This is a genomic window from Neobacillus niacini (assembly GCF_031456445.1).
Classification (GTDB): domain Bacteria; phylum Bacillota; class Bacilli; order Bacillales; family Cytobacillaceae; genus Neobacillus; species Neobacillus niacini_I.
Genome location: NZ_JAVDUQ010000006.1, coordinates 51081 through 64313 on the forward strand (window position 1 = coordinate 51081; position 13233 = coordinate 64313).

A 13233-nucleotide genomic window follows, 5' to 3' on the forward strand; every position below is an offset into this window, starting at 1 on the left:
TTACTCTTCCTTTCACGATACGTTATCCCTTCCGTATCTTAGCTTTTGGTTGATTCATTTTCGGCCGCTGCTTCATCATCAACACGGGCATCCGTACCATAAAGTCCTTCCAATCACTTAAGCGATAAGGAGCAGCCGGGCTCACATACGGAACACCGAAGCTTTTTAGTTTTACCAAATGAGCGGTTAAGAAAAGGAAGAAAACAATCACCCCGTACAATCCTAAAACGGCAGAAAAAAACATCGCTATGAAGCGCAAAATACGTAACGAAATCCCTGCACTATATTGTGGGATAGCAAACGAGGAAATAGCTGTTAGGGAAACAATTATGACTAAAAACGGACTTACAATCCCTGCCTGTACAGCGGCTTCACCAATGATTAAACCACCGACAATCCCCATGGCCGGACCAATGGGTTTTGGCAATCGGAGACCAGCTTCCCTCAAAATTTCAATTGCGATTTCCATGAATAAAACTTCAATCAGTGCCGGAAATGGCACCCCGGCCCTCGATCCTATAATCGAAATGGCTAACTTGGTCGGAATCATCCCTGGATGAAAAGAGATAAATGCAATATACAGCGCTGGTGTAAAAAGAGACAGCGTGGCTGCCAGATAGCGAAGTAAGCGGATAAACGTCCCGGGAATCCATCTTTCATAATAATCTTCTGGTGATTGCAACATCATACTAAAGGTAACCGGTACAATTAACGCAAAAGGCGTTCCATCCAGTAAAATAGCTACGCGACCCTCCATTAAACCAGCCATAACCCGGTCAGGGCGCTCTGTATTCTGCGCCTGCGGAAAAGGACTTCGATAATTGTCCTCAATCAACTGCTCGACATAACCGGATTCAGGGATATTATCGAGATCAATTTTCTTAATTCGGTTTTGTACCTCTTGTACTAATTCGGGGTCAGCTATTCCTTCTATGTAGGCGACAACTAAATCTTTTTTTGCCCTCTCTCCTACTTGAAAGTTTAGAAAGGTTAAATCTTTTATTTCACCATTTCCTCTCAAAAGAGAGGTATTATCCCGTAAAGATTCAGTAAAACCAGCCCGTGGACCTCTAACTAAAGGCTCGGATACGGGCTCTTCAATCGTTCTTGTTTTTAATTTTGTGGTACCAAGGATAAGTACCTGTGATGATCCATCTAAGAAAAGTGCGGTAGAACCGGTTAATACTTTGGCCGATACCTCTTTTATCGAGCCGACCTCTTCGATTTCACTGATGGGGAGCACTTGATCTTTAATAAATTCGTTTAAATTGCTTCCCATTAAGGAGGGGCGGTCTTGTTTGTATTCTTCTGAGAAATCAGCCATCAATGATGTCATGATCGGTTGATTAATCAGATCTTTATCACATATTCCATCAACAAAAACGAGGCATGCTCGAATACCGGTCCGCCCCAAGTTAAATTCCCGATAGTGGACATCCCAATTTTGACCGATTGTTTGTTTCACTAAATCTAGGTTGAAAGATAATTTAATCGTAAAAAGATGATTTGAATCTTGAGGCACGGATTCTTGTTGAAATCCCTTTTTGCCGGCAAGTTTCTCTATTTTTCGAATCTTTAATTTACGTACTCTCATTTCTCTATCACTCGCCCTCCGAACGTATACCAACCCACTTTGAAAATCGGAAGATAATGTACAGAATGAAAAAAGTTAACAGCTTGGATAAAAACTTTCTAGACTGGGTGTGAGGATATAAATTCCACATATTAACCACCTTTTAATCTTGAACACCAGTTGCTAATCCGTGAACCAAAATATATAATTTTGCTGCTTATATATGGTCTATTGGATACCATCATCTTTGACCTTTACGTGGAAGTTTAAACCATGAGGAACTTTTTGAAGGACAACCTCTTATTAAAAAAAATAATACTATGTTAAAGTTTAACTCATTATCCTCTATCTTTAACAACTTCTTTTTCTGATGTAGTAAATATTTCTGTAAAACAAAAAACACCCACAAAGATTTATATATAAACATTTGTGAGTGTTTTACCTTTTTATATTTTGGTACACAATATTAGCTTTTAAATCTTTCTGTTTAAAAACTTATATGGAGACCCTTTTTTATCTTTTGAAGGCATTCCTAATGAGATAAAACTATTGTGTTCTCTCGCACCATTTTAATAAAATACTTCATAATTCTACTATCTTCTGTTAACTCTGGATGAAAGGAACAACCTAAAAATTGACCATCTCGAGCTAAAACAATGCGCTCTTCATGTTTTGCTAGAATTTCAACATTTTCACCCGCTTCTACGATATGCGGTGCCCGGATAAATACAGCAGGAACATCTTCCCCTACTCCTGGGATGGATAGCTCCACTTCAAAACTATCTACTTGGCGTCCAAATGAATTCCGTTCCACCACTACATCCATTAACCCCAGATGAGGACTATCATATCCAACGAGTTCTTTTGCTAATAAGATCAGGCCTGCACATGTTCCAAACATCGGAATTCCTTTGTCAGCTAAAGCACGAATGGGTTCTAGTAAATCGTAACGGTCCAACAGTTTACGCATTGTTGTACTTTCTCCGCCAGGTAATACAAGACCATTTATTTCTTTTAGATCTTCAACCGATTTAACCGGAATTGCCTCACAATCAAGCTCTTCAATTTGTCTAATATGCTCCCTGACTGCACCTTGTAATGCAAGTATCCCAATTTTCAGCATATTACCAACCACGTTCCTGCATACGTTCACTTGCATTTAGCGTTGAAATCTCAATACCTTTCATTGGTGTCCCTAACTCTTTTGAAATTTCAGCAATCAGTTTATAGTCTTGATAATGCGTTGTTGCTTCTACAATAGCACGTGCGAATTTTTCAGGGTTATCAGATTTGAAAATACCTGATCCTACAAATACACCATCTGCTCCAAGTTCCATCATTAAAGCAGCATCAGCAGGCGTTGCCACGCCGCCAGCAGCAAAGTTTACAACTGGTAAGCGACCTAATTTTTTGATTTCTAATAATAGTTCAAATGGTGCCCCTAAATTTTTGGCTTCTGTCATTAATTCATCTGTACTCATACCAACCACACGTCTTACTTGTGCATTCACTTTACGAATATGACGAACTGCCTCTACGATATTTCCTGTTCCCGGTTCACCTTTTGTTCGTAACATGGAAGCTCCTTCTCCAATACGGCGTGCAGCTTCCCCTAAATCACGGCATCCGCAAACAAAAGGTACGGTGAAGTCGCTTTTTAATAAATGGTATTCTTCATCCGCAGGTGTTAATACTTCACTTTCATCAATGTAATCGACACCCATTGATTCTAATACACGTGCTTCTACAATGTGGCCAATACGTGCTTTTGCCATTACTGGAATCGTTACAGCGTTCATTACTTCCTCTACAATACGCGGATCCGCCATACGGGCTACGCCTCCAGCTGCTCGGATATCTGATGGCACTCGCTCTAAAGCCATAACAGCAACTGCACCTGCAGCCTCTGCAATTTTTGCTTGCTCGGCATTAATGACATCCATGATGACTCCGCCTTTTTGCATTTCTGCCATTCCACGTTTTACTGTTTCCGTTCCTAGTTGTTTCATTAAAAAAACCTCCATATATTTGATGATTACTAGTATAATAGAAATTGACTTTAAGAAAAGGTTCAATTTTCTAAAAAATTATATGGTCAGTTGGAGGAATTGCGGATGGATATGCTTATGTTTAAATTGGATAAAAGTGCAGCAAAGCCGCTATATGAACAGCTTTATACCGGTATCAAAGACGCCATTATCCAAAAACAAATTGAAGTTGGAACCAAATTACCATCCAAAAAAAAATTAGCTGAATTTTTAAATATCAGTCAAACAACCATTGAAATTGCCTATGCCCAACTTATTGCAGAAGGCTATGTGGGATCTAAACCTCGCATTGGTTTTTTTGTAGAAGAGATAGACGAATTACCCTATATTGAAAAAGGACTTTTAAACATGCCTGTAGAGATGGTCGAGAAAAAAATATATCAATTTGACTTCCATCCAGGAAAAATTGATACCGACTCATTCCCATTTTCACTTTGGCGAAAATATGCAAAAAATTTATATGATAATAGTTCAAAAGAGTTTTTACAAATTGGAGACCCTCAAGGAGAATTCGCATTAAGAGCTGAAATTTCAAAATATCTTTATCAATCGAGGGGGATTGTATGTAAATCAGAACAGATTGTAATTGGGTCGGGAACTGAACATCTACTTCCCATGATTCTAAGATTACTTGAAAATGACTCAAAATTTGCCCTTGAAAATCCTGGCTATTCAGCCATCCCAAAAATACAATTGCAAGATAAAGCCATCTCTATTCCGGTTGATGAAGATGGTTTAATGGTGGATGAACTTGAAAGAACAAATGCCAATGTTGTTTACATTACACCTTCACACCAATTCCCTACGGGTGCGGTTCTATCAGCAACAAGAAGAACACACCTATTAAACTGGGCAGCAAAAGATGAAAATCGCTATATCATTGAAGACGATTATGATAGTGAGTTTCGTTATATCGGAAAACCCATTCCTGCATTACACGGTTTAGACCAAAACAATAAAGTCATTTATATGAGCACTTTTTCCAAATCATTAATGCCTTCATTACGTGTTGCTTATATTGTATTACCTTCAACTTTACTACGAAAATATAAAGAGATATTTAGTTTTTACTCAGCAACGGTACCCAGATTTGATCAACATATATTAGCTAACTTTATGAGAGATGGGCATTTTTCTAAACACTTAAACCGTATGCGGAAAATTTATCGTAAAAAACATGAAAAATTAACTCAAATATTTGAAACGTATTATCCTGATGTAATAATCACGGGAGATCAAGCAGGAATGCATATTTTAATTTCTGTCCCTCTATCAAAAAGTGAAGATCAGTTAAAACAGATGGCAAAAAAAAACAATATTGCCATCTATCCAGTTAGCGATTATCTTTTAAGCCCAATTGAATATAAATATCCAACTTTTCTATTTGGCTTTGGTAGTATTCCATTCGATCAAATTGAAAAAGGCATTCACCAATTAATGCAATGTTGGGGAATTTCAAAATCAAAAAAGCGATAGCTCAGGCGGGCTACTTGGATATAGTACGCAGTTAAAATAATAGCCAAGGGTTCCTTTAAAATTCCCTTGGTTTTTATTTTGTTTTAGGATTGGATTACAATCTTTTGTTTTATTTATTTTGTCTGTTAATATAATATTTGTTGATAAAACAGAGCGTTAGGGGAATATCATAATGGGAAAACTTTTTAAATTCGTTATGCTTTTAGTAGGTGCTTTTGTGTTAATTTTTATCATCGTCGGGGTTGTCAATGGAATCCCACATATCTTAGATGAAAAGAATGCACCACAACAAAGTGGTAAAGCTATGCCTGGAAAAGCAGAATATGATCAAATTCGTGTAGGAAATACAAAGACTGGGGAAGGCGGCATGTCCAAAGCCGAAGTCGAAAAAATCCTTGGGAAACCGACCGAACAAACCCAAGGGCAATCAGGGAAATTGAAAATGGAAGTTTACACGTATGCCGCAAGTGCTGGTCCGAATTCGATTTTGGTTACGTTCATACATGGTCATGTCTCTGGTAAAACTCAAACAGGTCTCGATTAGAAAACGGGTCATTGAATTTCACCAGTCATATTTGCTTTTTAACCGAATATCTATAGTGTAGGGAAGCGTAAGTCTTTACTTCTTCTTAGTGAGACCGGAGGATAGAAAATTCACTTAGGTTAGGAGGGCGAATGAAGATTAACCTTGAGGTTATGATTCAGTTGCTAACGCTCATAGTGATGATGATCGGACTTGCTGTGAAAGAAAAATAGGACTTAAACACCTATGAAAACGAGCCTTAAAATTGGGGCTCGTTTTCTGTTTCATAGCCAAAATCATATTAATTTTTTCGTTTTTCATGCATGAATTTCATCCATTTTTTCAATTTAAAGCTAGAAATAATATAGGCGATAATAGAGAACACGGATATTCCAACCGACAGCTTCCAAATGAGAGGGTGTAAGGTATATAAACCAATCGCAATCCCTGTGAATCCAAGTAGTGTTAATTGAAATAATTGTTTTTTTTGATTTTCAAAAATCGTAAATTGAAATTGTCTTCTTTGTTCAATCTCTTTTAGCTGTTCTATTTTTTGTGGTGCATTTAAAAAATCGGTGACAGAATGAAAAAGTTTAAAGATCGGCTGTGATTGAATCCATTGCCAAACAAAGGACCATTTATTCCCTTGTTTATTAAGCCATTCAATAAAAACAGGTTTTCCTATTTCAATGGGGTCCTCCTCAGGTACCAAATTTCGAATAATGCCTTCAATCGTTACGAAAGAGCGACCTAAAAAGACAAATCTTGTTGGGACCTGAATGGGTAGTGTTTGAATTAAATCGTTCATTTCCATTTTTAATGCCAACAGATCCATCTCCTTTAATTGAGCGGGTTGGAAGGAGATAAATTCAGCTAATAGTCTTTCAATTATCCTTGTTTCAGATTCAGGTAATAAAAATCCTAAATGGAACAAGCAATCAACAGCTTTCGCATAATTTTTAGAAAGGAAGCTTTCTATTAATCCTTGAAAATAAGTTGCATCCTTTTTGGTAATCTCCCCTACCATCCCGAAATCAAGTAAAATGATTTTCCCTTCCTTTGATACCAAAACGTTTCCAGGATGTGGGTCTGCATGGAACATACCAGGCTCAAGCCATTGTGGAAGGAACAATTTCATAAGCTTTTTTGCCATCTCTTTACGACTCACTTCAATATGTTTTAACGCCTCCATATCAGTAAGTCGTATTCCCTCTAACCATTCCATCACCAGGACATTGGACGTACTGAGTTCGGAATACACAGACGGTATCTGAACATCATGCATATCGCTAAATCGATCTTTAAAAAGCAGGATGGTTTCGAGTTCCTTAGAATAGTCAAGTTCTCGTTCTATCACTTGTTTAAGCTCCTTAAACAGAACTTTAAAATTAATAAACCCTTTTGGAATAGGAACCAAGTGATCAGCAAACCAAATGATAAAACTTAAAATACGGAAGTCTGTTTGTATGACCGAATCAATATTGGGACGTTTTACCTTAATCGCAACTTCCGTCCCATTTTTCAGCACACCTTTATATACTTCTCCTATTGATGCGGAAGCAATTGCGGTTTTTTCGATTAAATGGAAGTGCTGATGAAATGTATTCCCCCATTGCTTTTCAAGAATTGCCCGAATATCACTCCAATCAGAAGGTGGAACGTGATCTGTAAGATCTTCAATTTGATGGATAAAGGCATTTGGTAACAAATCAGCACGAGTACTTAGGATTTGTCCGATTTTGATGAGCAAACCTTCTAATTCAAACAATGTTTTTCGAAACCTTTCTCCTATTCTCCCCCAAAGCTTATCCCACTCAGCTTTGGGTTTTTTTCGAATCTTATACCAATAAATTTGAAGGAAGATGATAGAGAATAAAGAAAGCACCTTTGAAACTCGAACCAGCTTGTTTTTTGATTTCATTTTCAATCCTCTCATTTCTTTTTTCCAATACTGTGTCAGGCTCCTCCAAATAAAACTTTGTATAAAATCCAGTCTCCATTTTCAATAAGCTTCATGTTTTTTGAATTCTTATTATCCGGAAGAACATAAACGAAAGCATGGTAATTTCCAGTGTCCGTATGGACCACCTGTTCCACTCGATCATAAAGATTGTCTTTTCCATATCCATAGTAGTCTTCCAACCGGTCAAGGTCAGAAAGCTGCGCATCATCCACTAAATAAAGTTCTCCAACAACTCTACAGTCATTTGATTGCACTAAAAATGGGTACCCATGAAGTGAATCAAACAGCTTTCCTTCTGTCCAACAATGATTTGCAATACAAGCGGCATTCTTAAGCAGATTATGATTACAGTCATCCTTTCTTAAGGTGCCATAAACGAAAACATAGTGCCTTTTATCCATTACCATCACTCCTGAACACCTGAATTCAATTATATTCTGTTTCCTCCACATGGGGAGTCCAAAAATGATAATGAAAAATCCTTATGTCATCTCTAAATTAAAGCCTGATTTATCATACACTTCGATAAAATTTGAGGAATTCCTGCTCTTTTAAAATTTTATAATTTATAAAATGCGTTTCAATCAAAAAGAATTTTTACCCATAAAAAAACTAACCGAAAATAATTCCGATTAGTTTTTAATGATTATTTACCCATTATTTTATTGAAAGCTGTTTATACCATATGGCTGCAGCCTCTACCTCTTCTATTGTTAATTGGTGGCCTCTATTTTCCCAATAAAGTTCTACATTTGCATTTGCCTTTTCGAATAATGATTGTAGTTCGACTGATTCCATTGGTGAACAAATGGGATCGTTTGTTCCAGCTGCAATGAATATTGACTTCCCTGATAAATCAGGAAGTTCGATTCCTTTTCTTGGCACCATTGGATGATGAAGAACTGCTGCCTTTAAAGCATTTTGATAATGAAATAATAAACTTGCTGCGATGTTCGCACCATTTGAGTAACCAATGGCCATTAGATTTAATAAATTCAAGAATCTCTAAATCGAGATATTTTAGAATAAAAATGCATCTAAAGCATATTGACCAGGGCCAACTAAAGCAATACCAATCGCAACGGCAAGCAAAGTAAGGTTATACTCATATCCATTGGATGTTGCCCATATTCCATTAGGACCGTGCACTTTCACGATCGCCATGACCATGGTTCCTGCAATGATCATTCCCGCAAGTGGAGTTAAGAATCCTAATGCAAACAATATTCCACCAATCAGTTCTGCTAATCCTGCGAAAAGAGCCATCGTTACTCCCGGTTTCATGCCAATCGATTCAAACCAGCCTCCTGTCCCTTTTAACCCATAACCGCCGAACCAACCAAATAATTTTTGAGCCCCGTGACCCACGAATAATACACCAATTACCAACCTTATTATTAATAAACCAATATTTATCATTTTGATTTCCTCCTGAGTTATTTTTATCTCGTATTCGAGATATTTGTTTTAAAAAAATGAAATTTTATACTTTATTCTTTACTTTTTCCAAAAGCTGTACCAATGTCTTTGCCTCATCAGAATTTATTGATTGAAACATATTATTAACGAACTCATGATGTTTCGGCATGATTTCCTTCATTAACTCATTTCCTTTATCCGTTAAAGTCACATGGATCACCCGCCGATCATTAGGACAGTCATTTCTCTTTAACAAACCTTTTTGTTCTAATTTATCTATCACATACGTCATCGACCCACTTGAGAATAAGATGCAATGGCCAATCTGTTGGATAGTTTGTTTTCCCTTATGGTAAAGGACCTCTAAAACAGAAAATTCCGTAATACTTAGCTTGTTGTTTATCATTTCTTCCTTTATTCTCTCCTGAATGGCTTTTGATGTTTGCATTAATGCCAAAAAGGGTACATTCTTGCATTTTCTTTCCATTGATTTCACCTCCAAAATCATTTCGAATTTAAATATCTTGAATACGAGATAATATTAATACTTATAATCTTTTATGTCAATACCCTTTTTATTTTAGTCATTCAAAATTGTGCTTATTTACTATTTTTAGCAATAATTATATGATATTAATGTGATATCACTTTTATATCACTTTGACCTTAGGGAGGGGATCTTATGACAGAAAAAACGATTTTTAAAATGAATGGTTTTGCCGCGCTTGTCATTTCTATTTTGTGTATTGTTGGGGGAATTTTATTAATTTTTAATGTATCGACTATTGAAATTATTGCCGGAATTATCGTGGTCCTAATTGGATTGATTATTGCTACAAGTTTAACCATTGTTCAGCCAAACGAAGCAAAAGTATTAACGTTCTTCGGTACGTATCTTGGTGTAATTCGTGACCAAGGGTTATGGGCAACCATTCCCTTCACTTTTAAACGAAGAGTTTCCCTACGGGTTACGAATTTTAACAGCGAAAAGTTAAAGGTGAATGATTTAGAAGGAAATCCAATTGAAATTGCTGCGGTAGTTGTCTATAAAGTAAGAGATGCTGCCAAAGCATTGTTTGATGTTGAAAACTATGAAAAATTCATTCAAATTCAAAGTGAAACCGGGATTCGCCATATTGCCAGCACCTATGCCTATGATTCATTTGAGTCGAATGAAAACACCTTAACGCTTCGTCAAAATAGCGATGAAGTAGCTGATGTACTTGTTTATGATTTACAAAAAAGACTGGAGGTTGCCGGGGTAGATGTGATTGAAGCACGGCTTATGCATCTTGCCTATTCTTCGGAAATCGCTTCTGCCATGCTCCAAAGACAGCAAGCGCAAGCTGTTTTGTCTGCCCGTAAAGTGATTGTGGATGGAGCTGTCGGGCTTGTCAAAGCGGCGATTGATCAGCTTGCTGAACAAGAAATTGTGGAGCTTGATGAAGAGAAAAAAGCCCAGATGGTCAATAACCTCATGGTCGCAATTGTTTCCGAAAAAGGCACGCAGCCTATTATTAATACAGGAAGTATTTATTAAGGTTGTGTCGTAAATGACTAAACGAAAATCATTTCCGCTCCGCATCGATCCTAAATTATATGAAGTGCTGGAAAAATGGGCGGAAGATGAACTCAGAAGTGTTAACGCCCAAATCGAGGTTATCTTAAAAGAGGCTGCCAAAAAGGCCGGAAGATTAAAAAAAGAATAAGCCACAACTATAAAAGGCACGGGCATCTTTATTAATCCCCCGTGCCTTTTAGCATGCTTATGGAATAGTTGCTAACAAACCCATTTGATCCAATTTCCGTCAGACCCTAGGTAAATACACATTTTATTGATTGATACATATTATACATTAATGATTACGCCTAGGGGGAGTCCTAATGATTATCCATGTTGTGAGCGCTGGCGAGACGCTCTGGCAAATTTCAAACCGTTATGCTGTAAATATGAATACTACCATTAAAATAAATGGGTTACTTAACCCAAATCAATTATTAGTAGGACAATCCTTAGTGATTCCGAAACCTGGAACATCTCACATCGTTAAATATGGGGATACCTTATGGTCAATTTCTCAACAATATGGCATTACGATTCAGACGATTATCCAAGGAAACCAACTAACAAACCCAAATGTTTTATACCCAGGTACCAAACTATTTATTCCTTCTATAACACATGTTGTTCAGCCCGGGGAGACGTTATGGCAAATCTCTAGCCGGTATGGGACCACGGCTCAAGCCATTATCAATGAAAATCAAATTCAAGACCCAAACATGATTTACCAAGGAATGCGCTTGATCATTCCTCGAGCAAAAACAGCGATAGAAGTAAATGCTTATACGTACCAATCGAACGAAACAACTGTCGATAACTTTAATGAAATTGGGAATTTACTTACTTATTTTAGCCCGTTTGCTTATATGATTATGGAAGATGGGACCTTACAACCGATGAATGATAAAGTAATGGTTGATGCTGCCATTTCTAAAAATATCGTACCCATGTTGTCCATTACAAACTTTACCTCCACACAAGCTGGATCAAATTTAGCTCATGTCGTTTTGTCAAATCCAGATTTAAGAGAAAAAGTCCTTTCCAATGCCCTTCAAGTGATGGATACAAAGGGCTATAAAGTATTAAACATTGATTTTGAAAATGTATTACCGGCTGACCGTGAGAATTATAATCAATTTTTACAATTGGCTGTTGACCGTTTGCATCCAAAAGGATATTTAGTATCAACTGCACTAGCACCAAAAGTAAGTGCGACCCAAGCCGGGCTCTTATATGAAGCTCACGATTATGAAGCACATGGAAGAATTGCAGATTTTGTTGTGCTTATGACCTATGAATGGGGATATCGACTAGGACCTCCGCAAGCAATCTCTCCTATTAACCAAATGAGAAGAGTGGTGGAATATGCTCTTTCGGTGATGCCGGCAGAAAAAATCTTTTTAGGATTTCAAATTTATGCTCGGGATTGGCTTCTCCCACATGTCCAGGGCCAAGAAGCCGAGACCTTTAGTCCACAAGAAGCAGTAAGAAGGGCTGTTAAATATGGAGCCTCCATTCAATATGATACTACCGCACAATCACCTTTTTTCCGCTATGTAGATGAGCAAGGCCGGGGGCACGAAGTATGGTTTGAAGATGCACGCAGTGCCCAAGCGAAGTTTGATATGGTCAAACAATATAACCTTCGTGGTGTAAGTTACTGGGCATTAGGTTATCCTTATCCGCAAAACTGGGCCTTATTAGGTGGCAATTTTGCGATTAAAAAATTAGCATTGTAATTAACTATTGTCAGGAAGCCTCCTATGTCTTCAACGAATGGAGAAAATACCCAAAATAATTTTCCTTTAGGCAATGAAGAACAAATCTTTCTTTGAGAGCCTGTGAAGTAATCTTCATCCGGGCTATGAAGGACATTTCTTTCTTTGGGATCCTGTGAAATGTCCTTCATTCAGGCTAAGTGATCACAATGTCTATCCCGGTATTCATCCCCCAACAAAAGATGAATGAATCAACCGTTGATTCGGCAGCTTCTTTTAAGTTTCCTCGCCAAAAATATCTTTTACAATGTATAATGGCCGCCCTTTGGTCTCAACATAAATCCTTCCAATGTATTCACCGAGAATCCCAAGAATAAATAGCTTGAATCCATTAAAGACCAGCAGGATACTAATAATGGATGACCATCCTTTAATCAGTGCATCTGTAAAAAGAGCAAGGAATAAGACATACGCTAGATAGACAAATCCAGCTCCGGATAAAAGAAGACCAGAATAAACTGCCAACTTTAACGGCTTATGCGAGAAAGACAGGATCCCGTCCAACCACAGCTTGATCATTCGTTTCAACGGGTATTTTGTTTCTCCAGCAAAGCGCTCATCTCTGACGTATTCAATTGCCATCTGTCGGAAGACCACCCAGCTCACATGACCGCGGACAAACCGATTACTCTCCTTAATCCTCTTCATTTGTTCACACACTTTTCGGTCCATCAAACAGAAATCACCTGTATCTTGATCCGCCTGGTCTGCCTTGACCAACACGTGAATTGTTTGAATTGGTTGTTTGCCACTTAGAAGATGGAATCTTATCTTCGTACTTGTCTATGTCCATATTTTGCTTCTCCAAACTGAATTGGACATGAGAGCTAGCTGAATGTTTCCTGAAAATATAAAAAAGATGTTTAAAAGATATATAATGGAAAAAAGCAAG

At 37.5% G+C, this 13233-nt stretch carries 12 protein-coding genes and 2 pseudogenes; 5 read left to right on the top strand and 9 right to left on the bottom strand.

Annotation, left to right across the window (positions count from 1 at the left end):
• Window positions 1-22: 22 nt before the first annotated feature.
• The 3 genes from J2Y67_RS07995 to pdxS form a co-directional block, all read right to left on the bottom strand.
• Window positions 23-1594: a spore germination protein gene (locus J2Y67_RS07995; protein ID WP_310172629.1), complete on the bottom strand. Its 1572-nt coding sequence runs from the start codon at window positions 1592-1594 to the stop codon at window positions 23-25.
• Between the two features lie 511 nt (window positions 1595-2105).
• Entirely contained in the window at window positions 2106-2696 is a 591-nt protein-coding gene (gene pdxT, locus J2Y67_RS08000; protein WP_310172843.1) for a pyridoxal 5'-phosphate synthase glutaminase subunit PdxT, read from the bottom strand.
• Between the two features lies 1 nt (window position 2697).
• Window positions 2698-3582 (bottom strand): pyridoxal 5'-phosphate synthase lyase subunit PdxS, encoded by an 885-nt coding sequence (gene pdxS, locus J2Y67_RS08005; protein ID WP_310172631.1) that lies wholly within the window; start codon window positions 3580-3582, stop codon window positions 2698-2700.
• Window positions 3583-3687: 105 nt separating this feature from the next.
• Between pdxS and pdxR the strand changes: the two genes are divergently transcribed.
• Together pdxR and J2Y67_RS08015 are read left to right on the top strand one after the other, a co-directional pair.
• Window positions 3688-5097, top strand: coding sequence for a MocR-like pyridoxine biosynthesis transcription factor PdxR (gene pdxR / locus J2Y67_RS08010; RefSeq protein WP_310172633.1), 1410 nt, complete (start codon window positions 3688-3690; stop codon window positions 5095-5097).
• 172 nt (window positions 5098-5269) lie between these two features.
• Entirely contained in the window at window positions 5270-5641 is a 372-nt protein-coding gene (locus J2Y67_RS08015) for a hypothetical protein (protein ID WP_310172635.1), read from the top strand.
• 280 nt (window positions 5642-5921) lie between these two features.
• On the opposite strand, the gene J2Y67_RS08020 is transcribed toward J2Y67_RS08015, so the two are convergent.
• The 5 genes and pseudogenes from J2Y67_RS08020 to J2Y67_RS08040 form a co-directional block, all read right to left on the bottom strand.
• Window positions 5922-7541 carry an ABC1 kinase family protein gene (locus J2Y67_RS08020; RefSeq protein ID WP_310172637.1) on the bottom strand — a complete coding sequence of 540 codons (1620 nt, stop codon included), beginning with the start codon at window positions 7539-7541 and terminating at the stop codon, window positions 5922-5924.
• 35 nt (window positions 7542-7576) lie between these two features.
• Window positions 7577-7984: a gamma-glutamylcyclotransferase family protein gene (locus J2Y67_RS08025; protein WP_310172641.1), complete on the bottom strand. Its 408-nt coding sequence runs from the start codon at window positions 7982-7984 to the stop codon at window positions 7577-7579.
• 256 nt (window positions 7985-8240) lie between these two features.
• Window positions 8241-8570 (bottom strand): annotated as a pseudogene (locus J2Y67_RS08030) (alpha/beta hydrolase); the annotation flags it as partial.
• A gap of 33 nt (window positions 8571-8603) precedes the next feature.
• Window positions 8604-9002 (bottom strand): DoxX family protein, encoded by a 399-nt coding sequence (locus J2Y67_RS08035; protein WP_310172643.1) that lies wholly within the window; start codon window positions 9000-9002, stop codon window positions 8604-8606.
• A gap of 64 nt (window positions 9003-9066) precedes the next feature.
• Complete coding sequence (locus J2Y67_RS08040) at window positions 9067-9489, bottom strand: MarR family winged helix-turn-helix transcriptional regulator (protein ID WP_310172645.1); 423 nt, start codon at window positions 9487-9489, stop codon at window positions 9067-9069.
• Window positions 9490-9684: 195 nt separating this feature from the next.
• Here J2Y67_RS08040 and J2Y67_RS08045 point away from each other — a divergent pair, with 195 nt between their 5' ends.
• The 3 genes from J2Y67_RS08045 to J2Y67_RS08055 all read left to right on the top strand — a co-directional run bounded on the left by J2Y67_RS08045 (window position 9685) and on the right by J2Y67_RS08055 (window position 12302).
• A complete protein-coding gene (locus J2Y67_RS08045; RefSeq protein ID WP_310172647.1) occupies window positions 9685-10542 on the top strand; it encodes an SPFH domain-containing protein in 858 nt (285 codons plus the stop codon).
• A 13-nt stretch (window positions 10543-10555) separates the two neighbouring features.
• On the top strand, window positions 10556-10711 hold the full coding sequence (locus tag J2Y67_RS08050) for a type II toxin-antitoxin system antitoxin (RefSeq protein WP_310172649.1): 156 nt from the start codon (window positions 10556-10558) through the stop codon (window positions 10709-10711).
• A gap of 175 nt (window positions 10712-10886) precedes the next feature.
• Window positions 10887-12302, top strand: coding sequence for a glycoside hydrolase family 18 protein (locus tag J2Y67_RS08055; protein ID WP_310172651.1), 1416 nt, complete (start codon window positions 10887-10889; stop codon window positions 12300-12302).
• Between the two features lie 255 nt (window positions 12303-12557).
• On the opposite strand, the pseudogene J2Y67_RS08060 reads toward J2Y67_RS08055, so the two are convergent.
• Window positions 12558-13034: pseudogene (locus J2Y67_RS08060) on the bottom strand (glycosyltransferase); the annotation flags it as partial.
• Window positions 13035-13233 lie beyond the last annotated feature (199 nt).